General features: G+C 39.1%; 19 protein-coding genes. 7 read left to right on the top strand and 12 right to left on the bottom strand.

Features of this window, described 5'->3' with window-relative positions:
- The first annotated feature begins 1 nt into the window (after position 1).
- The 3 genes from accC (at position 2) to ABS768_RS11440 (ending at position 2,523) form a co-directional block, all read left to right on the top strand.
- Positions 2–1,351, top strand: a complete 1,350-nt coding sequence (gene accC, locus ABS768_RS11450) for an acetyl-CoA carboxylase biotin carboxylase subunit (RefSeq protein ID WP_408075100.1) — start codon at positions 2–4, stop codon at positions 1,349–1,351.
- 156 nt (positions 1,352–1,507) lie between these two features.
- Positions 1,508–1,876 (top strand): hypothetical protein, encoded by a 369-nt coding sequence (locus ABS768_RS11445; RefSeq protein WP_408075099.1) that lies wholly within the window; start codon positions 1,508–1,510, stop codon positions 1,874–1,876.
- Positions 1,877–2,070: 194 nt separating this feature from the next.
- Positions 2,071–2,523, top strand: coding sequence for a hypothetical protein (locus tag ABS768_RS11440; RefSeq protein ID WP_408075098.1), 453 nt, complete (start codon positions 2,071–2,073; stop codon positions 2,521–2,523).
- A gap of 51 nt (positions 2,524–2,574) precedes the next feature.
- Here ABS768_RS11440 and ABS768_RS11435 read toward each other — a convergent pair whose 3' ends face one another.
- The 3 genes from ABS768_RS11435 to ABS768_RS11425 all read right to left on the bottom strand — a co-directional run bounded on the left by ABS768_RS11435 (position 2,575) and on the right by ABS768_RS11425 (position 7,479).
- Positions 2,575–4,158 (bottom strand): FMN-binding glutamate synthase family protein, encoded by a 1,584-nt coding sequence (locus ABS768_RS11435; RefSeq protein WP_408075097.1) that lies wholly within the window; start codon positions 4,156–4,158, stop codon positions 2,575–2,577.
- A 165-nt stretch (positions 4,159–4,323) separates the two neighbouring features.
- Positions 4,324–5,523 (bottom strand): C1 family peptidase, encoded by a 1,200-nt coding sequence (locus ABS768_RS11430; protein ID WP_408075096.1) that lies wholly within the window; start codon positions 5,521–5,523, stop codon positions 4,324–4,326.
- 60 nt (positions 5,524–5,583) lie between these two features.
- Positions 5,584–7,479 carry a S9 family peptidase gene (locus ABS768_RS11425; RefSeq protein ID WP_408075095.1) on the bottom strand — a complete coding sequence of 632 codons (1,896 nt, stop codon included), beginning with the start codon at positions 7,477–7,479 and terminating at the stop codon, positions 5,584–5,586.
- 315 nt (positions 7,480–7,794) lie between these two features.
- Between ABS768_RS11425 and ABS768_RS11420 the strand changes: the two genes are divergently transcribed.
- Both ABS768_RS11420 and ABS768_RS11415 read left to right on the top strand, forming a co-directional pair.
- Entirely contained in the window at positions 7,795–8,514 is a 720-nt protein-coding gene (locus ABS768_RS11420; RefSeq protein ID WP_408075094.1) for a DedA family protein, read from the top strand.
- A 3-nt stretch (positions 8,515–8,517) separates the two neighbouring features.
- Positions 8,518–9,630: an NAD(P)/FAD-dependent oxidoreductase gene (locus ABS768_RS11415; protein ID WP_408075093.1), complete on the top strand. Its 1,113-nt coding sequence runs from the start codon at positions 8,518–8,520 to the stop codon at positions 9,628–9,630.
- Here ABS768_RS11415 and ABS768_RS11410 read toward each other — a convergent pair.
- A complete protein-coding gene (locus tag ABS768_RS11410; protein WP_408075092.1) occupies positions 9,627–10,664 on the bottom strand; it encodes a hypothetical protein in 1,038 nt (345 codons plus the stop codon). The genes ABS768_RS11415 and ABS768_RS11410 overlap by 4 nt on opposite strands.
- A gap of 125 nt (positions 10,665–10,789) precedes the next feature.
- On the opposite strand from ABS768_RS11410, the gene mtgA reads away from it, so the two are divergent.
- Positions 10,790–11,488, top strand: a complete 699-nt coding sequence (gene mtgA / locus ABS768_RS11405; protein WP_408075091.1) for a monofunctional biosynthetic peptidoglycan transglycosylase — start codon at positions 10,790–10,792, stop codon at positions 11,486–11,488.
- Positions 11,472–12,425 carry a lipid A deacylase LpxR family protein gene (locus tag ABS768_RS11400; RefSeq protein WP_408075090.1) on the top strand — a complete coding sequence of 318 codons (954 nt, stop codon included), beginning with the start codon at positions 11,472–11,474 and terminating at the stop codon, positions 12,423–12,425. Before mtgA ends, ABS768_RS11400 begins: the two co-directional genes overlap by 17 nt.
- Before the next feature lie 146 nt (positions 12,426–12,571).
- Here ABS768_RS11400 and ABS768_RS11395 read toward each other — a convergent pair whose 3' ends face one another.
- The 8 genes from ABS768_RS11395 to mscL form a co-directional block, all read right to left on the bottom strand.
- Positions 12,572–14,692 carry a prolyl oligopeptidase family serine peptidase gene (locus tag ABS768_RS11395; protein WP_408075089.1) on the bottom strand — a complete coding sequence of 707 codons (2,121 nt, stop codon included), beginning with the start codon at positions 14,690–14,692 and terminating at the stop codon, positions 12,572–12,574.
- A 44-nt stretch (positions 14,693–14,736) separates the two neighbouring features.
- Positions 14,737–15,111, bottom strand: a complete 375-nt coding sequence (locus ABS768_RS11390) for a DoxX family membrane protein (RefSeq protein ID WP_408075088.1) — start codon at positions 15,109–15,111, stop codon at positions 14,737–14,739.
- A gap of 127 nt (positions 15,112–15,238) precedes the next feature.
- Positions 15,239–15,805, bottom strand: a complete 567-nt coding sequence (locus ABS768_RS11385; protein ID WP_408075087.1) for a type 1 periplasmic binding fold superfamily protein — start codon at positions 15,803–15,805, stop codon at positions 15,239–15,241.
- A gap of 18 nt (positions 15,806–15,823) precedes the next feature.
- A complete protein-coding gene (locus tag ABS768_RS11380) occupies positions 15,824–18,208 on the bottom strand; it encodes a TonB-dependent receptor (protein ID WP_408075086.1) in 2,385 nt (794 codons plus the stop codon).
- 92 nt (positions 18,209–18,300) lie between these two features.
- Positions 18,301–18,660, bottom strand: coding sequence for a hypothetical protein (locus tag ABS768_RS11375; protein ID WP_408075085.1), 360 nt, complete (start codon positions 18,658–18,660; stop codon positions 18,301–18,303).
- 69 nt (positions 18,661–18,729) lie between these two features.
- Positions 18,730–19,497 (bottom strand): hypothetical protein, encoded by a 768-nt coding sequence (locus tag ABS768_RS11370; protein ID WP_408075084.1) that lies wholly within the window; start codon positions 19,495–19,497, stop codon positions 18,730–18,732.
- An 84-nt stretch (positions 19,498–19,581) separates the two neighbouring features.
- Entirely contained in the window at positions 19,582–20,571 is a 990-nt protein-coding gene (locus ABS768_RS11365) for an aspartate-semialdehyde dehydrogenase (RefSeq protein WP_408075083.1), read from the bottom strand.
- A gap of 152 nt (positions 20,572–20,723) precedes the next feature.
- On the bottom strand, positions 20,724–21,158 hold the full coding sequence (gene mscL / locus ABS768_RS11360; RefSeq protein WP_408075082.1) for a large-conductance mechanosensitive channel protein MscL: 435 nt from the start codon (positions 21,156–21,158) through the stop codon (positions 20,724–20,726).
- Positions 21,159–21,205: the final 47 nt, after the last annotated feature.

The raw sequence follows: 21,205 nt of genomic DNA, 5'->3' as shown, positions 1-21,205 counted from the left end.
AATGTTTAAAAAAATATTAATTGCAAACAGGGGAGAGATTGCACTACGTGTAATCAGAACCTGCAGGGAAATGGGGATCAAGACTGTGGCCGTGTATTCTACTGCCGATGCAGAAAGCCTTCACGTAAAATTTGCTGATGAGGCTGTATGCATAGGTCCGGCTCCAAGTAATTTATCATATCTTAAAATGTCTAACATTATTGCTGCTGCAGAAATTACAAATGCAGATGCAATACACCCTGGATACGGTTTCCTTTCAGAGAATGCCAAGTTCTCTAAAATATGTCAGGAGCACGGTATCAAATTTATCGGTGCATCTCCTGAGATGATTGAGAAAATGGGAGATAAGGCTACTGCAAAGGCTACAATGAAAGCTGCAGGTGTGCCTTGTGTACCAGGATCTGACGGACTATTAGAGTCTTTCGAGCATGCAGACAAACTGGCCAAAGAATTTGGCTACCCGGTTATGCTTAAAGCTACTGCCGGTGGTGGTGGTAAAGGTATGAGAGCTGTTTGGAAAGCAGAAGACTTACAAAAAGCATGGGAAAGTGCAAGGCAGGAAGCTGGTGCTGCTTTTGGTAACGACGGTATGTATATGGAAAAACTTATCGAAGAGCCAAGACACATCGAGATCCAGGTAGTAGGCGATTCTTACGGAAAGGCTTGTCACCTTTCTGAAAGAGACTGTTCAGTACAAAGACGTCACCAGAAGCTTACAGAAGAAACTCCGTCTCCATTCATGACAGATGAGCTTCGTCAGGCAATGGGTGATGCTGCTGTTAAAGCTGCCGAATATATTAAATATGAAGGTGCCGGTACGGTAGAGTTTCTTGTAGATAAGCATAGGAATTTCTATTTTATGGAGATGAATACACGTATTCAGGTAGAGCACCCTATTACAGAGCAGGTTATTGATTATGACCTTATCCGTGAGCAGATTTTAGTAGCTGCAGGTGTGCCAATTTCTGGTAAAAACTACCTTCCGCAACTACACTCTATTGAGTGTCGTATTAATGCTGAAGATCCTTATAACGACTTTAGGCCGTCGCCGGGTAAAATTACTACCCTGCACATGCCCGGAGGTCACGGTGTACGTTTAGATACTCACGTTTATTCGGGATATACTATTCCGCCAAACTATGACTCTATGATCGCTAAACTTATAACTACTGCTCAAACAAGGGAAGAAGCTATAAACAAAATGAAACGTGCATTAGATGAGTTTGTAATAGAAGGTATTAAAACTACTATTCCTTTCCACAGACAACTTATGGATGAGCAAGCCTATGTAGATGGCGATTATACCACTAAGTTTATGGAAACTTTCAAAATGAATGAGCCTAAGCAATAAGCTACAGCCATATTTTTAAAGCCCCGCTAATTAGCGGGGCTTTTTTATTTTTAAAGCAACTCATCGGGAAAATCAGCCTCTTAATCGAGGCTTTTTTTCTTGGGAATGTTTTCTTTTTATATTAGTCGCATCATTAACTAAAAATATACACCAACCATGACTAAAAAATTAACAGGCAGGGTAAAAAACCTTGTTAGTACACTAGTTCTTGCTTTACTGTTTTGTGTAACTGCAAATGCTCAGGACAAAGTTTCTGAGGGAGCTGCAAAGGTTACTACACATATGAAATCGCAGTTGTCCCTTAATGATAATCAATACACACAAGTGTTAGCCATAAACAAAGATTATCTTAAAAAACTGGATGAAAATCCGGGTGCTACTGCTGTGCAGAGAGCTAAGAAGAAAAAGACTTATGATGAGGACAGAGATAAAAAACTAAAGTCAGTTTTGAGTGATTCTCAATACAAAATTTACATTGCAAACCGTTCTGCAAACGCACGAGTGTACAAAGAGGTACTTAAATAATTAATTTAACAAAAATTTAACATATTTAAAATTTGATTGAAAGTTGTGTAAAGCCAAGTTAAATAAGGGTTTTGCGTAATTTATTATTTAAATTGATTTTGTGTGTTATATAAATCTTAAGAATTCATTAGGGTTTTTTGACCATTAGGTGTTAATTTTGTAGGCGAAAAAGAAAATTAAACCAATAAAAAACTATGAAAAAGTTAGAGATGCCCTTGTTTAACAACAGCTGTGGCAAGCTCTTTAATGACAAAATCGTTCTTGCTTCTGCCCACAGAGAGAATGAGATTGAATTTAAAGAGGTAAAAAAAATTAAATTCGGTATGAATACCGATTTGAAATCGATTATGTGGGCTTTGATGCCTTCAACTATTTTTGTATTGTTGTATATGCAGCGTAAAATGCTTGATACATCTATGTTCTTTTTACTTTCATTTGTAGCTATTGGTATTTCTGTATTTACAGTAGCCATGTCTGAAAAGAGCTATTATGTTCTTGTAAAAATGAGAGACGGTGAAAACCTTAAATTAAGGGTTTCTTCAGACAATAAGAAGGATGCCAAGAAATTTGTTGAGATGTCTGTAAAAAGGCATTCAAGGTATTCAAAATCAGATTCTAGTCTAAAAGTGGTAAAAGAAGCTGCTTAACGATATAAAAGTTGATTAAAAAAGCCCCTGAATTTTCAGGGGCTTTTCTATTTAAAAGCTTTCTGTTGAAGCTCTTTTCCAAAAATGTATCAATGACTGCGGCACGGTAGATTCGTCCAGTAAACAGCCTTTATTAAGCTCAGGATAGGTTTCTTCAAAAGTTTCAATCTTAATCCTGTCTACACGCATACTTACGGCGCTTCTCCCCACTTCGTCGGGGTGTCTTAATCCGGCAGATGCCATTAGTTCCATGGCACTCTTTACTGTTTCTTCCTGAAAACGCGCTACGCGTATTTTTTTCTCCTGGGGTACAAGTCCCTTAACCAGTTTAGGGTTCTGTGTGGCTACACCTGTAGGGCAGGTGTTGGCATGGCATTCAAGAGCCTGTATACAGCCAAGGGCAAACATCATTCCACGGGCAGAGTTGCAAAGGTCGGCTCCTGTAGCCAGTGTTTTTACAATGTCAAATCCGCTTACTATTTTTCCGCTACAAATAATTTTTATCTGGTCTTTAATGCCAAAACCTACAAGACAGTCATAAACAAAGGCAAGGGCATCCCTTAAAGGCATTCCTACGTGGTCTGAATATTCCTGTGGAGCTGCGCCTGTTCCGCCTTCACCACCATCAACTGTTATAAAGTCAAGATAGGTTTGAGTTTCTACCATGGCTTTACAAATAGCGATAAATTCTGATTTATTACCTATACAAATTTTCATTCCAACCGGTTTTCCTCCCGAACCTTTGCGAAGCAGTTTTACAAAGTCCATAAGTTCTAAAGGGGTGGTAAATGCCGAATGGTAAGGAGGGGATACAATGTCCTGTCCTTTTTTTACAATTCTTATGGCTGCAATTTCATCGGTGACTTTCTCTTTAGGGAGTATTCCGCCATGTCCCGGTTTAGCACCCTGAGAGAATTTTATCTCAATCATTTTAACCGAATCCATAACGGCACGTTTGGCATACTCATCATAACTGAATTTACCGTCGTGGTCACGACAACTGAAATATCCTGTACCAATATTCCAAACTAAATCACCCCCTTCTTTTAAGTGATAAGGCGATAGTCCTCCTTCTCCGGTATTGTGATAAAACCCGCCTATTTTGGCTCCGGCATTAAGTGCCAGTATGGCATTTTTACTAAGAGAGCCGTAGCTCATAGCGCTAATGTTATAAAGACTTGCCGAATAAGGTTGTTCACATTGCGACGAACCTATTATGACTCTTGGCTTAAAGTTAATGTCGTTAAAAGGAATGGCTTTTATGCTGTGGTTTATCCATTGGTAACCTATGTCGTAAATATTTAACTGAGTACCAAATGGCATCGTGTCAAGCTCTTTTTTACTGCGTTGATAAACCAGGCTTCTCTGCAGTCTGTTAAATGGTTTTCCTTCTAGGTCGGTCTCTATAAAGTACTGACGCATTTCGGGTCCTATCGATTCAAGTACGTAACGAAGTCGGCCCAATAGAGGGAAGTTTCTTCGTATAGTTTTTTTAGACTGGTACATGTCATAAAAACCCATAAGCATTAAAGGGAGGAATATTAATAGCAGTAAAATGGATTTCCATTCAATGTAGGTAAGCAGAGCAATAATTGATAATGATGTAACGCAGAATATAAGAAATATCTTTCTCATAAGTAATAATGGTTTTTTAATTGAATGCAGTGATTATTTTTTAAGTATAGTAAAGATATAACTTTAAGCCCTGTATTTGTTAGGTTTTATTAATTTGAATTTATTATAAACAAAAACCCCGAAGCTATTAGCTTCGGGGTTGGATTGTTATAAAACCTATTAGGTTTATTTGATGTCTAATTTTTTAGCAATAGATGAAGGAACACCACCTTTGTGTAAAAGTATAGCAGTGGTTTTGTACTTCACAAAGTTTTTAGTCATGTACATATAACCCTGATAGTCATTTGTAGCTCCCCATGAGTTTTTGATAATGTAGTACTCTTTACCGTTTTGGTCTTTAGTGATACCTACAATGTGCATACCATGATCATCGGTAGTATTATAGTTGTCAAAAGCCTCCTGACGAAGGTCTTCTGTAATTTCCATTTCAGGTTGAGGGCCTTTAAAGATAGCCTCTTTTTCCTGTGGGTTCATTTCTTTATAGTCTTTTGCAGGGATATAAGCTACACCGTTAGTCCAGCTAAATCCTTTTTCGCTAACATCGCCAGCCCAAGCTACAGAGTAACCTTTTTTAAGTGCGTTATCAATAATATCTGTAAGCTCATTCATTTTAACATTGTAAACCTGATCAAGAGACCAGTTATCCGGTACCATAAGAGTGAACTTAGTATAATAAGGATGGTCTTTGAAAGAAGAGATTTCTACATAATCATCTGCATTGATACCTACCACCTCTTTAGCAAAAGTTTGCGGAGTGTAAGTTTTTCCTTTATACTTAAATGTTTCAGGAACTTCACCAAGATAAGAGTCTATAACAGCAGTATAAGCTTTAATCCAGTTTGGGGTAAGCTCTCCGTTAGGGTTTTTTACAACAGCTTCAAGTAAACCCTGTGCCATTGTTTGCATTTCTGCAAATCGGTTACTTTTTGTACCATAGTTAAGCCCGGTGTATTCGCTTTGCGGTAAAGCACCATACTGGCGGTACATATTGATAACATCGTGCAGTGCACCACCGTCACCTAAAGTGATAGCACCGTGCATACGCACATAGTTTTTACCTTTTTCGATATAAGCATTACGCGCTGTATATATCTGAGAAATTTCGATAGGCTCTTTACCCATTCTTATCATTTCTGACTCGATGAATGAGTTTGCCGAATAACTCCAGCAGGTACCTGATGATCCCTGGCTTTTTACAGGAGTGTTTTCAATGTTTATTACTTCAGTAAATTCAAAAGAATCCTTACTGTTCTCACTCTGGTTGTTCTTTAGTGAGTTAACCAGATAGTCCTGTGCAAATCCGGCATTAATACCTGCCAACAGCATGGTTGCCGCAAGAAATGGTTTAACTGAAAATTTATGCATAGTAGTTTTAATTATTTAGTTTTCAAAATAGTCGCTAAAAGTACTTAAATGTTACAGGTATTACAAAGTTTCTTTAAGCCATTTAAAGAATTCTCTTTGCCATACCATTCCGTTTTGAGGTTTAAGTACCCAGTGATTCTCGTCTGGGAACATTACAAAACGGCTTTTTATACCGCGTAGCTGTGCTGCCTGAAAAGCTTCCTGACCTTGCCCTATAGGTACCCTGAAATCTTTATCACCCTGGAAAATAAGTATTGGTGTATCCCACTTATCCACATTATTTATTGGGTTAAACTGAGTATATGTTTTTTGTGCAGCAGCGTTGTCTTTTTCCCAGTATGGACCACCACTGTCCCAGTTGGTAAAAAATACCTCTTCGGTAGTACCATACATGCTTTGAAGGTTAAATACACCATCGTGAGCAATAAAGGTTTTAAAGCGCTTGTTGTGAATTCCGGCAAGGTAGAATACAGAGTATCCTCCATAGCTGGCGCCTACAGCTCCAAGTCGGGTTTTGTCCACATAAGGTTCTTTAGCTACATCATCAATAGCCGAAAGGTAATCGTTCATTACCTGTCCGCCCCAGTCTTTACTAATAGCTTCGTTCCACTCTACACCGTGACCCGGCATACCTCTCCTGTTAGGAGCGACGATAATGTATCCCTGTGCCGCCATAACCTGAAAGTTCCAACGGAAAGAGTAGAATTGTGACAGTGCCGATTGCGGGCCTCCCTGACAGTAAAGTAGGGTAGGGTATTTTTTAGAAGCATCAAAATCAGGTGGAAGTATTACCCATACCAACATCTTTTTACCATCGGTAGTGGTAACATATCTCTTTTCTGTTTTGCTTAGTTTTATTGTAGCGTAGGCAGCATCGTTTACGTGAGAGAGCTGATTCCAGTCTTTCTTTTTAAGGTCGTAGCTGTAAATCTCGTTTGCATGATTCATGTCAGAACGCATCACGATAATGTTTTTGCCGGAAAAACCTACAACGCTGTTTACATCCCAGTACCCGTCTGTTAACTGAGTTACCCTTACGGCTATTTTGGTAAGCCCCGGGAAATTAACTTCAAACAGTTGTTTCGTTCCGTCAATAGGCGCAAGGAAATAAACTTTTTTGCCATCTTCACTCCATATAAATGAATCTACTGTTCCGTCCCATCCGGCAGTAAGGTTAATGTCTATCCCTTTGTGGCGAACAATAATATCGTTTTTGTCAGCTTCATAGCCATCACGCTTCATCTGTAGCCATGTAAGGTCACCCTGTGGTGAGAATGCAGGCTGAGTATCATAACCCGGATTGTTTGGAGTTAGGTTCTTTGTAGTTTTTGAAGAAAGGTTGTACTCGTACAAATCAGTGTTTGTACTGGTAGCATAGGCTGTTCCTGCTTTCTTTTTGGAAACATAAACAATGTTGCCTTCAGGAGTCCAGGTATAATCTTCTTCACCGCCAAATGGCTTTTGCGGAGAGTCATATGGCTCATCCTTCATGATGTCGGTAAAATTGTCAGTGTCATTTACCGGACTGTAGCCTACATGGTTGTGTTTTCCTTCGTTCCAAGTGTCCCAGTGGCGGTAATCCAGTCCGTTGTATATTTGTACGGTAGACTTGTCCAGTTCAGGATAGTAGTCGCCTCCGTTAACTTTCTCAATCTTAATTTCCTGGCTGCTTAAAAGGTATTTTCCGTCTGGTGATAGGTTACGGTCTTTAAGCAGGTTTTTGTAATCTTCCACTTCGGTAGCATTGCCTCCGTTTACAGGTATACTGTAAAACTTCGAGTCAAATTTGTTTTCTTCTACCGATGGTACGGTTACTTTATAAACTATGTTTTTTCCGTCTTTGGTAATGCCAAGGGCGCTAACCCTCCCAAGTTTCCAAAGCAGTTCGGGAGTCATATGTTGTGCCGAAGCCGATAATCCCATAATACTCAAGGTTAAAATAAGTAGCTTTTTCATCTAAAATCTATGTTAAACGGCCTTAAAAGTAGTGAATTTATTTAATAGCAAAAATTTATAAAAACAGCTGTTTTTTTGTTAGGGAAACAATAAAGAAAGTCAGTTGCTGTTAAATGTTTGAAAAAAGCGTAAAAGAACTATTTAAAAACAATAAGAGCGCCAATGATTAAAAAAATATAGCTAATTTCACAAACTTAAAATTAAAGGCATGCCCGGGTATGGTTTTTGATAACTAATCTGCTGTTTTTTTGCCTTTGTATAGTGGTGCTTTTTTTGCACTTATTTTACCAACACGATATTTAATTAAAAAAAGATATGGACAGTTTTCACTGGACACAGTTATTAAACCCGGAATTTTATATAAACCTTGAAATTGGCGGTGTAGCAGTAGGTATTTACGTTGTATTGTTTATCATTTTTGCTGAAACCGGACTTTTTGCCGGGTTCTTCCTCCCGGGTGACAGTCTTTTGTTCCTGGCAGGGATATACAGTACAGAGCTTATGCGTTCGCTGGTTTACTTAGAAGGTGATTTTTTAAATGTTTTGGTTTTAGCATTATTAGTAGCCGGGGCAGGTGTTGTTGGAAATACCTTTGGGTACTGGTTTGGTGCCAAGAGCGGAAGCTTCCTGTATAACAAGAAAGATACTTTTTGGTTTAAAAAGAAATATCTTATCCAGTCGCATGACTTTTTTGAAAAACATGGCGGAAGGGCTATTATTTTTGCCCGTTTCTTCCCTATCATCAGGACGTTTGCGCCTATTATAGCAGGGATAGTGAAAATGGAGCATAAAAAATTTATGCTTTACAATATCATAAGTTCTATACTTTGGGCGTTTACGCTAATATTCGCCGGGCACTACCTGTATGAGCTTTTTCTTAGCAAGCTGGGTATTGACCTTAAATTGTACATTGAATATATTATACTAATTATAGTTGCCGTGACTACGGTGCCGTTAATACTTAATGCTCTTAAAGGTAAAAAGGTTACCGAGGAGGAGGCAAAAGACGAGGCCGAAAAGCACGGGCATTTTTAAAATATGAACCTTAGCTATTGGGAAATTAAAAACTGGTACACGGGTGTAGATTATACCGTGGTGGGGAGTGGCCTTGTAGGGCTGCACACTGCGCTTCGTCTTCGTGAACGTTTTCCCGACAGCAAGATACTGGTGCTGGAAAAAGGGCCTTTACCACAGGGAGCCAGTACCAAAAATGCCGGATTTGCCTGTTTTGGCAGTATATCTGAAATTATTGAAGATCTCAATACACATACCGAAGAGGAGGTTGTAAACCTTGTGCATAAACGCTGGAACGGACTTAAATTACTTAGAAGACGCCTTGGGGATAATGTTTTGGATTATAAACCTTTTGGCGGGTATGAACTTTTCCTTGAAGAGAATACCGATGGTTATGAAGAATGCCTTCGTAAACTGCCGTTTGTGAACGATGTGCTTCGGCCATTATTTAAGTCGGATGTGTTTAATAAGGAGATAGATCGTTTTGCCTTTAAAGGGGTACAGGAATATCTTGTTTTTAACCCGTTTGAAGGGCAGGTGGATACGGGTAACATGATGCAGGCTTTATTAAAGCAGGCTAATGCTCATAACATTCATATACTTAACAGCCATGCCGTAACCGGATGGCATGAGCAAACCGACCATGTTCAGGTGAATATTGGCGGATTTGCATTCAATACCAAAAAACTTCTTTTTGCTACCAATGGTTTTGCCGAAGAACTTACCGATAAAGCCGTAAGGCCGGCAAGGGCGCAGGTGCTTATTACAGAGCCTATTCCTAACCTGGATATTCGTGGTACTTTCCATATGGATAAGGGCTATTACTATTTTAGGAATATTGAAAGCCGAATTCTTTTTGGCGGTGCCCGTAACCTTGACTTTGAAGGGGAGACCACTACCGAATTTGGTGAAACCGAACTAATACAAAACAGGTTGGAGCAATTGCTTCAGGAGGTTATTCTACCTGAAACCGACTTTAAAATTGCTCATCGCTGGAGTGGTATTATGGGAATGGGCAGCCATAAAAAACCAATAGTAGAACAGGTGTCACAACATGTATACTGTGGCGTTAGGCTTAGCGGTATGGGTGTGGCAATAGGCAGTATGATTGGTACAGAACTGGCCGATTTGATTTAATAAAGGTTGTAATCAAAAATAGAGTATCCCTGTCCTTTTGCATAAAATGATATAATTCTTTCGAATCCGTATCTTAATTCTAAATTGCCAAGATTTACTTGTTTAAGCAGTTTTTTTGCTTCTCTATAGTCTTTTCTCGTATTTTTATTAAAGAGGCGTGATATAAAGGTTTCATGATTTGATTTTAAACTTTTTAGTCTTCCTTTTTTTGAAAAAGTGATAGTGTAGCCAGAGCCGTTAAATTTTTCTTCGTTATATAGTTTATCAAGTTGCTCTTTAAGAGAATTGTCAATTTGTGGTTTCATTGAAAGAAGATAATTCCTTATAGGTTTGGCATCATTCCATGCCTTTAATTCTTTTTCTGTTTTAATGTAATAAGAATAAAAACCAAAATCATAACTTCTTCCTTTTTTCAGTTTGTTTTTAAAATTATTGAAGAAGTCTTCCTGAGAATCTATTAAGCTGTCTAATTGATGTACAGCAGATTTTATATTTGCGGTCTCTTTGTTAAGCGGATGTTGGCGGACGCAACCATGTTTTCTTGACTGGTATTCTTTTATTTTTTTGAGGTTAAACGATAAATTTTCGCTTAACGATAAACTTTCGCTTAAAAGGTTATGAATTACCGATTTTTCAAATTCTTTACTATACGTTGAGTTCCATACTTTGTTTAACATGATTTTACCGGCATTTTCGGCTATACTGTCTTTCAATGCTACTTTTTCAAAAAAGTAAATGTACTTATACTGATTCTTTTTTTTATGTTTATTCTGGACAGCAACATTCATTATAAAACCTTTAAAATTTAATGTATCGTTGCTGTAAATGTCTATTATTTGAGCGCTTTTTTTATAGCGAAAATGATAAGTGTACTGTGAGTTTTTTACTTCGGGAAGGTCAAAATAAAAGTGAAGAGCCTCTTCAGAGAAATCGTAACATTTAAAACTATCTGTAACAGTTACACTTTTAAGCTTACCTTGTGAAAACACTGTGTAGCTCTGCACTAACAAAATTATGAGGATAAGTTTTTTCATAAAGGTGTGTTTTTTTCAAATATAATCAATAAGTGTTATTTGTTTTGTAATTCGTTTAGCATGTTTGTTTTAGTATTCAACTAATTTGTAATTTCGCTATATCAATCAAACTTACTATTACCTACATGATGCGAAAAATATTCCGCTTCCTTTTTAAATTATGTCTTTGGTTTATTGCTATATCGGTATTATCCGTTTTACTGTTTCGTTTTGTTCCGGTTCCCTTTACCCCGTTAATGGTAATACGTGCTTTTGAGCAAAAGGCAGACGGAAAAGAAATGCATTCCAGCCATGACTGGGTTTCTATCGATGAGATTTCGGTAAACATGCAAAAAGCGGTTATAGCCAGTGAAGACGATACTTTTTTAGACCACAACGGCTTTAACTTTAAGGCTATGCAAAAGGCTTACGAAAGCAATAAAAAGGGTAAAAAACTAAAAGGCGGGAGTACCATTAGCCAGCAAACGGCCAAAAACGTTTTTTTATGGCAGGGCAGGAGCTATTTCAGGAAAGGGCTTGAGGCTTATTTTACCATGCTTATAGAGCTGTTGTGGAGTAAAGAGCGCATTATGGAGGTATACCTTAACAGTATTGAAATGGGCGACGGTGTTTATGGTGTACAGGCTGCTGCACAGCACTGGTATGGCAAAGACGCCAAAAACCTAACGGCTTATGAAGCTGCCGGGATTGCAGCAATATTGCCCAACCCCCTAAAATACAGAGCAACAAATTCATCGGCGTATATAAACAGAAGAAAGGCGAAAATAGTGAGGCTTATGCGCTACGTGCAACTCGATTATAACGCAAATGAAAAAAAGAAATAAATTAATGGCAGCTGTAATGCTGCTAAGCTGCGGTTTCCTAAGGGCTCAGGCTCCCGCGGAAATCGGGCTGATATCGGATAACGACCTTTACACCTCCTTTAAACACGACCGCTATTATACAAACGGAATTGAATTTTACTATAGATGGCTGACCAATACTGATACTGATAAGGTGGCTAAGTTGATTGCCGAAGTTAAGGTTGGGCAGTATATGTATAATCCGCAAAGTGTAAAAGCCGAGAATATCAATGTACACGACAGGCCTTTTGCCGGATACCTTTTTGGAGAAGTTGGTGCTAATACCTTTTATAAAAGTGAGAGTGTATTAAAACTGAATTTTCAGTTGGGGATAGTGGGTAAAGAGTCGCTTGCCGAGGCTTTGCAAAAGGGGCTCCACCATATTTTTCATTATCCTAAGGTAAGGGGGTGGGAGTACCAGATACATACCACAGTAGGAGTGCAGGTTGGTGCTTTTTATTCTAAAAAAATACTGGCAAAACAGTTTCATGAAAAGGTTGATTTACACCTACAGGCTAAAGGACAGGCAGGAACTATTTTTACCGGAGTTACTTTTGGTCCCATGATGCGAATCAGTTTTAAACGACCTTTAAAACCGGTGTACGAATCCATACTGCACGGCGCGACTTTAAGTCATGATAAAAAACAGGGAGATGAAACCCGCGAGTTCTTCTTTTTTATAAATCCTAAGCTAAACTATCAGGTATATGATGCTACTATAGAGGGAAGCCTGTTTAATGATAATAGTCCGGTAACTTTCCCGTTAATCCCGTGGCGTTTTGTGGCCGAAACAGGGGTAATGTACCGCAAAAATAACTGGAACCTTTCGTTCTCTTTTAATTATCAGGGTAAAGAGCTTACCAATAATGTAATACAGGGATATTACTATGGCCGTATAGGTATAGGGTATTTGTTATAATTATAAGGCTGTCTCAATCGTAATTATCAATTACGCTTTGTCATTTTGACGTTAGGAAAAATCTCTTATACATTTTATGAGATTCTTCACTACGTAGCGTTCAGAATGACATCTTTGAGACAGCCTTTTTTATTTAGCTGTTATTTTTATTTCTTTCTGTTCGGTTTTGTTCCCATGTTGTATAAGGCAAATGCCTGAATATCGGAATACTCTTCAATAACCTGTGTAGTCGATTTTCCTGCTCCGTGACCTGCGTTAACACCAATGCGTATTAGTACCGGGTTAGTGCCTTTGTGTTTAGCCTGTAGTTCGGCAGCAAACTTAAAACTGTGTGCCGGTACCACGCGGTCGTCATGATCTCCGGTTGTAATAAGTGTTGCGGGGTATTTCTCTCCTTCTTTTACGTTATGTACAGGTGAGTACCCTTTTAGGTATTCAAACATTTCCTTGCTGTCTTCGGCAGTACCATAGTCATAAGCCCAACCTGCACCTGCGGTAAAGGTATGGTAACGCAGCATGTCCAGTACTCCAACAGCCGGGAGTGCTACCTTCATCAGGTCAGGGCGCTGTGTCATGGTTGCTCCTACAAGCAGGCCACCGTTTGAACCTCCGCTTATAGCGAGATAATCAGACGAGGTGTAGTTGTTTGCTATTAAGTATTCGCCTGCAGCGATAAAGTCGTCAAATACGTTTTGTTTTTGTTGTTTGGTTCCGGCATCATGCCATTTTTTACCATACTCGCCACCACCTCTAAGGTTGGCAACGGCATAAATACCCCCATTTTCCATCCATACGGCATTAGAGATGCTGAAAGAAGGAGTAAGGCTGATGTTAAACCCGCCATAACCGTAAAGTATTGTAGGGTTCTTTCCGTTAAGTTTAAGGTCTTTTCTGTATGTGATGATCATTGGTATTTTGGTTCCGTCTTTCGATTCATAAAACACCTGTTTTGAAACATAATCCTCACTGTTAAAATCTACTTTAGGTTTTTGGTATAGTGTAGAGGTACCGGTTTCCGGGTTGTAAGAATAAATGGTTCCCGGAGTAATGTAATTGGTGAAGGAATAGTATAATGTCTTTTCCTCTTTTTTTCCGCCAAAGCCACCTGCCGAACCAATACCCGGAAGTTCTATGTCACGAATTAATTTCCCCTTATAGTCATATTGTTTTACTACTGAGATGGCATCTTTCATATACTCCGCAAAAATATATCCTGCACCTGTTGACGGGCTTAGTACATTTTCGGTTTCCGCAATAAGGTCTTTCCATGTAGACGGAACCGGATTAGAAGCATCGGTAGTTACAATTCTGTTATTAGGAGCCTTATAGTTGGTCATGATAATAAGTTTTGAACCTTCATTATCCATTACATGGGAGTCGGTATCAAAATTATCTACAACGGTAATGATTTCACCTTTAGCATTGCTAAGGTCTTTAATGTACAGTTCGTTTCCGGAAGTCGAATTGGATGCGGTTATGATAAGATACTTTTGATCTTCGGTAACGCTGGCGCCAACGTATCTCCTTTTAACCGAGTCTCCAAAAATAACCTTATCAGATTTTTGTGGTGTACCCAGTTTGTGATAATACAGCTTATGCTGATCGGTTTTTGCAGATAGCTCACTGCCTTCAGGTTTATCGTAGCTTGAGTAGAAAAAACCTTCGCTGTCCTTCCATGCAATGTTACTGAATTTTACATCTACCAGTGTTTCGCCAACCAGTTTTTTGGTTTTGGTATCCATTATAAAAACCTTACGCCAGTCGCTTCCTCCCTCCGATATGGAATAGGCCATCAGGTCACCGTTTTTAGTGAAACTTATACCGCCTAATGAAGTCGTTCCGTCTGTAGAGAATGTATTAGGATCAAGGAAAACTTCTTCGGCACCTGTAACATCTCTTCGGTACAGTACCGACTGGTTTTGCAGGCCGTCGTTTTTGTAATAGTAGGTGTATTCACCTCTTTTAAACGGAGCTGAAATCCTCTCATAATTCCACAGCTGTTGCATGCGTTTTTTGATCTCTTCTCTAAAAGGAATTTGTTCCAGATAGCCAAAAGTAACTTCGTTTTCTGCTTTTACCCATGCGGCGGTTTCTGCCGAACGGTCATCCTCAAGCCAACGGTAGGGATCGGGTACTTTTGTCCCGAAGTAGTTATCTGTCTGATCTCCTTTTTTTGTTTTTGGATAATGTATTTCCTTATTCTCGTGCAATTGTGCGTTCATGGTAAGACTGCAAGCCAAAGCCATGCTTAAAACTGTTTTATTCATTATGGCTTAATTTGATTATACACAAAAATAAGGAAATAGACCTATCAGGTAAACAAAGCGCTGTAATTTTGACGGTATTTGTATATAAGTATCACGTTAAGTGCTACCACTACTATGGCTGTTGCTATTGCCGGAATGTCTAAAAACATGTGGAACAGCAGTATGTTTAGCGAAATTGGTGCCAATAATAGTATTACAAACGGGACCCATTTTTTAATTAACAGCATAAAGCCGATAAATACCTCAAAAATGGCAACTACAGTTAAAATATAACCTGTATCGGCAAGTGAGTTTAAAAAGTTTGCTGCTGCTTCGGGTGGTTGTGGAAGGGGAATGAAAGGATGGAATTTGTTTAAGCCGAATACGATTAGAATCACACCTAAAAGTATTCTTACAATTTTAGTGAATTGTGAATTCATAATTTAGTGTTTTTGGTGTTGTGGTGATATTTTAACTAAATTAATGAATTATTACGTAAATATTAACTTTTAATTAATTATTTGTAAACACCCCGAAGAAAAGGGGTGTTTACAAAATTAACTCAAACTAGTTAACATTTATGCTGAATGTTGCTGAAGCATCGGTACCGCCACCAGCGTTTGTAATATCTCCGTTACTTACCCCTTCGGCAGTTTTATTGGGCTCATGTCTCAGTACTATTGTAAGATCACCATTTGTTGCTGTTTCACTTGCGTTATAAGTAAAGTGTAACCCTATAGGATTTCCGTTTACATCCTGATCGTCATACGTAAATGTTCCTAGACCATTTTGCAGGAAAAATATCTGGTGTTCATCACCTTCTTCCAGTACCTCTTCGCTAATGTTATCTACAGGGTTCGCCAGTTCGTTTAAAAAGGCTACCGTACCTGTGTAGGTAGTACCGGCAGTAAAGTCGCCCGAAACGGTTATAACCGGAGCATCAGGCCCGTCGCCATCTAAATCCTGAGACTGTAAAACAATAGCAGTACCACCTCCCTGTGGAGTGAAAGTTGCCGTAAGTGTTGTAATTACTTCCTCTTCATTTACCGGAACAAGATTATCGTCGTCGCTGCTGCATGAGGTGAATGATACTGTGGCAATAATTGCCAATACTGAAATTTTCAGATTTTTCATTTTTGAAATGTTTAATGATTAATAATTGAGTTTTATCTGTAACATAAAGTTCCTGCCTGCCTCATCGGTATATAGCCTCTGGCGGTTTAGGTAGTCTCTGTACGTCGTATTGAAAATATTATTTACCGAAAGGTTAACCGAAGCTTTGGTTTTTCCCAAATCAAACTCGGTTCCTGTACTGAAGTGCAGCAGATGGTATCCTGGGGGCGGAGTACTAACATCTACTAATACCGGTACAAGTTCTCCGTTTTGAGGTACATCGGCATAAAAGTTATAATCCGGGTAACGGGTTTGGGTAAATACGGCTTCGCTTCTCAGTTCGGCAAACGAGTTGTGACTGTCATTAAAGGAGTACCTTATGGTGTTGGTAATGTTTAAGGGTGGCATATCTATAAGCGGTTCGTCGGTATCCCTGTTAGTGCCGTAAACATAAGCAAGGTTAAGGCTGTGTTTTAAATGTTTTCCCAGATACAGGTCAGAATGAAAATCTATACCTGTAAGCAAAGCATCTGCCTGAACATAATTGTATACAGGGAACGATCCGCGTATGGTATACTCGGCACCTGTAGGTTTAAGGAAAATGAAATTGCTAATAAAATTAGCATAAGGAGTAACCTCAAAGCTAAAGGTATTGCCGTGCTTTACCAGTGTTGTGGAAAGCTTATAAGATTCTTCTTTTTTGGTGCGCAGGCTACCCAGTTCTATAGTTCCGTTTGAATGATGTAATCCGTCACTAAACAGTTCCGATGGATTAGGGTTTCGCATTGCCAGTCCGGCATTGGCAAATAGCTCCCAGTTGGTGCTAAGTATTTTTTTAATACCCAGACTTGCCGATATGTTATGGAAGGTGAATTTTGGATTTGTTAGCCACTGCGAACCGTAATCGGCTACTATAAAATTGTCGAACTCCCCTTCATAGCCAAGGCTTGTCCAGCGTGATTTCTGGTAAAACTTGTCGGCATCCATATGTGAAAAATCATAACGCAGTCCGGCTTCGGCACTAAAGCTGTTGCTAAAACGGTGGGCAGCTATGGCATATGCTCCCACATCCTGACGGGTATAGTTTGGAATAAGCGGGCGGATTCCCGTTTCAGCACTTGCCTCGTTATCCTGCATGGAAAAACTTATTCCGCTTTTAAGAGTGTTGTTGTCTTTTTCATATTTCCAGTTGGCCTGAAGCGAATTGGTAATCAGGGTAAGGTCCAGGGCGGCCTGGTCTTTAAAGTCCCCGCGACGAATATCAAATTCTTTCCTGCGGTTTAACTGAAAGGCATATTGTAACGACAGTGTAGAAAACGGATTGAGTTGTGTGTTGAAATTAAGTTTCCCTAAATGGTGTTGTATTTCCTGCTTAGGTGCACCTATGGTATAGGTAAACGGATTGGTAATGTATGGTGTGCCACTGTTTATGGCATTGGCAAGATCGGCGGTGCTGCCTATATGGGTAGCCGATGCAATACCTATGGTAGCATTATAAAAACTGTAGTTTGCCGAGAGGTCGTAAGTGTCGCCAATGTATTTTATATCGCCCGAAAAGTTTCCTTCACGATTCCCTGTGTTTGACAGTACATAGTTTGGTGCTTCGCGGTCACCAAAGTATTTAAACGTCCCTCCGGCATTCCATGCCCAGCCTTTTTCGGCTCCTTTGTGGAGGCTGCTGGTAAAGCTGCCGCCACGTCCGTTTGAGTTAAGCGACAGGATTGACCGCCCGTACAGGGTGTCTTTTAAAACCGATACCGGTTCTACCAATATTAGTCCGCCAACGGCATCACCGCCATACTGCAATGCTGAAGCACCCTTGATAACCGATACTTTCCCTGCCGAATTAATGTCGAGGTTAGGAGCATGTTCGGTGCCCCATTGCTGGTCTTCCAGCCTAACGTTGTTTACCAGTACCGGAACCCTGCTACTGTGCAGTCCGTTTATTACCGGTTTTACAATGCTGTTCCCTGTTTTTAGCGAGTACACTCCGGGGATTTCCTTTAGGGCATCACCCAGTGTGCCACTACTGTATTTTTCGAGTATTTGCGCCTTTAACTTCTGTTCGTTAGTAACGCTTTTTGATACTATGGTATTTTCACTTAGCACCACTTCCTGTAGCTGAGTGCTTGCGGGTTTTAGGGTAGCGTTTAGCCTAACGGTACTGCCGTTAAAGTGTATAATAGTATCGAGTGTGGTATAGCCAATGTAGGATATCACCACCCTTTGCTGATCGTTAGGGATATTGTGTAGCTCATAAGTGCCTAGTGGTGTACTTATGGCATGCAGTTCGCCTATGTGTATATGCGCCCCGTCCAGAGGCTGGCTTTTGGAATCAGTCACCTTGCCGCTAAGCGTACTTTGCGAATAGGCGCTGTTGCCCGTTGCTATAACAGCAAAAAGCAATAGTATGTAAAATCGCATGGATATTTATTTTGGGTAATATAAAAGTGAAATCCCCGGTATAACATACGGTTATAGTCCCTTTGCCATGGGGCAAGGGTTAGGGAACAGTTTTATAGTACTGCAGGAGGGCCACGATGGGCAAAAAGGCTTCCGGCAAATGAAGGGCTTCCTTCAATGCTGCTGAAAGTGTAGTGTATTTGTTTAAAAGGGAAATCTAGCCTTAGGCAAAACTGCGGCGGAGCCACAAAGAAATCGAAGTGGAAATTACAAATGCTACAATCGTCGTCTTCGTGGCTTTGTGGATGCTCAATGCCGCTAAACTGCTTAGCCGATTGTTTTACTTCGTTATGATTGTGGTGGTGTGCCGTAGCGTGGTGCTGATGGCTAAAGGCATGAAAAGACTGAAAGCCCGTTGTAAGGAGTACAAGGGCCATAAGTGAAAGATTAAATAATGCGAACTTTCTTTTCATTACCGCAAAGGTAGGGAAAAAGATTTTACAATTGCAACAGGGTTGCAGTAATTTTATAAGAGAAAATATTTATTGGTTATAATCTGGAATTTTAATATGTTGTCTTAAGTAGTCAAATTTTTCGTCAATTGATGTTAAAAGGATAAAGAAATTTACAATTGTTAAAAAGAAGAGTGTTTTATTCCATTCTTTATCCTTTGCAATATCTATTATTTTATTATTAAATTCATCTTCAGCACTAGGTCCTCCATGAATATAAGAAGATAGTCTATTGTAAAGTGATAAAAAGTCAGGGATTACAGTTTTATTTACATCATGAAAAAAGTTACCGGGTAATCTGTTTTTTAAAATAAAGGATTGAATCTTTTTTATACCAAACTGACCTGCTATTGTATGTATTTCATCAACATCAGATTGCTTAAAATCAATATCCTTAGCTCCAAGCTTCTTTTTTAAATTTGAAAGGTTTGCATTTTTATCTATTCCTTGTAAAATACCTTCTGTTCCTAGGTCATACATGTTTCTTTTTAATGATTCAGAGATACGATAGCATCCATAATAATCTTCACCTGTTGAATCGGTATTTTTGAGCATATATTTATAAAGAATGTAATAGGCGACAATGAAATGTTCAATAGATACTCTTAAAAGTACTCTTAAAGTATAACCTGACTCAATTTGTTGTATGTCTTTATTTAAAGCTTCTATTTTTAAAATGAAATTATAATAAGCACTCAAAGTACACACGAATGGAGATTTTTCGATGTATGGTAATAAATCTTCTATTTCGTTTAATACCATTATTACCTTGTCTAAATCGTTATCATTGATTTTCATATATCTACTATAATTTTTTTTAAAAATATAAAAAAAACCTGCAACATTTCTGCTGCAGGTTTTAAGTATTGTTATGTATATAAACTACACTAACCCGTTTGCTACAAGGTATTCGGCAATCTGTATCGTGTTTGTTGCTGCACCTTTGCGAAGGTTATCGGCTACAATCCACATGTTAAGTGTGTTTGGCTGACTCTCGTCACGGCGTATACGACCTACAAATACATCGTCCTTACCTTCTGCATAAATAGGCATTGGGTAGGTTTTGGTATCAGTATTATCCTGTACGGTAACACCCGGAGTGTCGTGAAGGATAGCACGTACCTGGTTTATATCAAAGTCGTTTGCAAACTCAATATTTACCGACTCGCTGTGTCCGCCCACTACAGGGATACGGATAGCCGTAGCAGTAACCCTTATAGAGTCGTCGCCCATAATTTTTTTGGTTTCACGTACCAGTTTCATTTCCTCTTTAGTGTAGCCGTTGTCTTCAAACACGTCACACTGCGGGATAGCGTTACGGTGAATAGGGTATGGGTAAGCCATTTCACCCTTAGTACCTGTGTACTCGTTTTCAAGCTGCTGTACAGCCTTAACTCCCGTACCTGTTATAGACTGGTAAGTAGAAACGATTACTCTTTCAATAGTATATTTTTGGTGTAGCGGAGCCAAAGCCATTACCATTTGTATGGTAGAACAGTTTGGGTTTGCTATAATCTTATCTTCTTTAGTAAGCACATTGGCGTTAATTTCCGGTACAACCAGTTTTTTTGTAGCGTCCATTCTCCATGCGCTGGAATTGTCAATTACTGTAGTTCCTGCTTCGGCAAATTTAGGAGCCCACTCTTTTGAAGTGTCGCCACCTGCAGAAAATAATGCTATTTCAGGCTTCATGGAAACTGCGGTTTCAAGACCAACAACCTTGTACTTCTTACCACTGAATTCTATTTCCTTACCTACAGATCTCTCTGAAGCTACCGGAATTAATTCGGTTACCGGAAAATTTCTTTCCGCCAGTACTTTTAGCATCACTTCGCCTACCATTCCGGTAGCGCCAACAACAGCAATTTTCATAGTGTATTAATTATTGAATTATTTAAATTTTGAGGCAAAATTAGTTATAAATTTGTTTCGAAACGAAAAAATATAACAAAGAAAAACCGTCTTTTAGAGACGGTTTTGTTAGAAATATAAGAATATGCAATGTAGCGGAAACTTCTGTAACTCTATTGTTTAGTTTTCAGTAAGTCACGGATTTCTGCCAGCAGTTTCTCCTCATTTGTAGGTGCCGGAGGTGCTGCAGGAGCCGCTTCTTCTTTCTTCTTGGTTCTTTCGTACATTTTTAGGGCAAGGAAAATACAAAACCCCACAATTATAAAGTCGAGTGTTATTTGTATAAAGTTACCGTAGTTAATAGTAACGGCATCTACAGCCTTTTGTGTTACCCCGTCTACTACCGTTTCAGGTACGCCTTCTTTAAGCGTATATTTTAAATCTTTAAAATCTACCCCGTTAAGCAGCATGCCTATAGGTGGCATTAAAATGTCGTTTGTAAAAGATTTTACGATGTTCCCAAAGGCACCACCAATAATAACGGCTGTTGCCAGATTTACAATGTCGCCTTTCATTAAAAAGGCTTTAAAATCCTTGAAAAATCCCATAGGCTAAAGTTTAGGTTATATATAATTGATTGTTTCTGTTTAAGGCT

Source organism: Flavobacterium rhizophilum, assembly GCF_046000485.1.
Lineage (GTDB): Bacteria > Bacteroidota > Bacteroidia > Flavobacteriales > Flavobacteriaceae > Flavobacterium > Flavobacterium rhizophilum.
Note: the sequence above shows the minus strand (reverse complement) of the source record. Positions and strands in the feature narration are given on the sequence as shown.

Coding starts and splice junctions, on each gene's coding strand:
- accC (WP_408075100.1), top strand. CDS start 2: ATGTTTAAAAAAATATTAATTGCAAACAGGGGAGAGATTGCACTACGT.
- ABS768_RS11445 (WP_408075099.1), top strand. CDS start 1,508: ATGACTAAAAAATTAACAGGCAGGGTAAAAAACCTTGTTAGTACACTA.
- ABS768_RS11440 (WP_408075098.1), top strand. CDS start 2,071: ATGAAAAAGTTAGAGATGCCCTTGTTTAACAACAGCTGTGGCAAGCTC.
- ABS768_RS11435 (WP_408075097.1), bottom strand. CDS start 4,158: ATGAGAAAGATATTTCTTATATTCTGCGTTACATCATTATCAATTATT.
- ABS768_RS11430 (WP_408075096.1), bottom strand. CDS start 5,523: ATGCATAAATTTTCAGTTAAACCATTTCTTGCGGCAACCATGCTGTTG.
- ABS768_RS11425 (WP_408075095.1), bottom strand. CDS start 7,479: ATGAAAAAGCTACTTATTTTAACCTTGAGTATTATGGGATTATCGGCT.
- ABS768_RS11420 (WP_408075094.1), top strand. CDS start 7,795: ATGGACAGTTTTCACTGGACACAGTTATTAAACCCGGAATTTTATATA.
- ABS768_RS11415 (WP_408075093.1), top strand. CDS start 8,518: ATGAACCTTAGCTATTGGGAAATTAAAAACTGGTACACGGGTGTAGAT.
- ABS768_RS11410 (WP_408075092.1), bottom strand. CDS start 10,664: ATGAAAAAACTTATCCTCATAATTTTGTTAGTGCAGAGCTACACAGTG.
- mtgA (WP_408075091.1), top strand. CDS start 10,790: ATGATGCGAAAAATATTCCGCTTCCTTTTTAAATTATGTCTTTGGTTT.
- ABS768_RS11400 (WP_408075090.1), top strand. CDS start 11,472: ATGAAAAAAAGAAATAAATTAATGGCAGCTGTAATGCTGCTAAGCTGC.
- ABS768_RS11395 (WP_408075089.1), bottom strand. CDS start 14,692: ATGAATAAAACAGTTTTAAGCATGGCTTTGGCTTGCAGTCTTACCATG.
- ABS768_RS11390 (WP_408075088.1), bottom strand. CDS start 15,111: ATGAATTCACAATTCACTAAAATTGTAAGAATACTTTTAGGTGTGATT.
- ABS768_RS11385 (WP_408075087.1), bottom strand. CDS start 15,805: ATGAAAAATCTGAAAATTTCAGTATTGGCAATTATTGCCACAGTATCA.
- ABS768_RS11380 (WP_408075086.1), bottom strand. CDS start 18,208: ATGCGATTTTACATACTATTGCTTTTTGCTGTTATAGCAACGGGCAAC.
- ABS768_RS11375 (WP_408075085.1), bottom strand. CDS start 18,660: ATGAAAAGAAAGTTCGCATTATTTAATCTTTCACTTATGGCCCTTGTA.
- ABS768_RS11370 (WP_408075084.1), bottom strand. CDS start 19,497: ATGAAAATCAATGATAACGATTTAGACAAGGTAATAATGGTATTAAAC.
- ABS768_RS11365 (WP_408075083.1), bottom strand. CDS start 20,571: ATGAAAATTGCTGTTGTTGGCGCTACCGGAATGGTAGGCGAAGTGATG.
- mscL (WP_408075082.1), bottom strand. CDS start 21,158: ATGGGATTTTTCAAGGATTTTAAAGCCTTTTTAATGAAAGGCGACATT.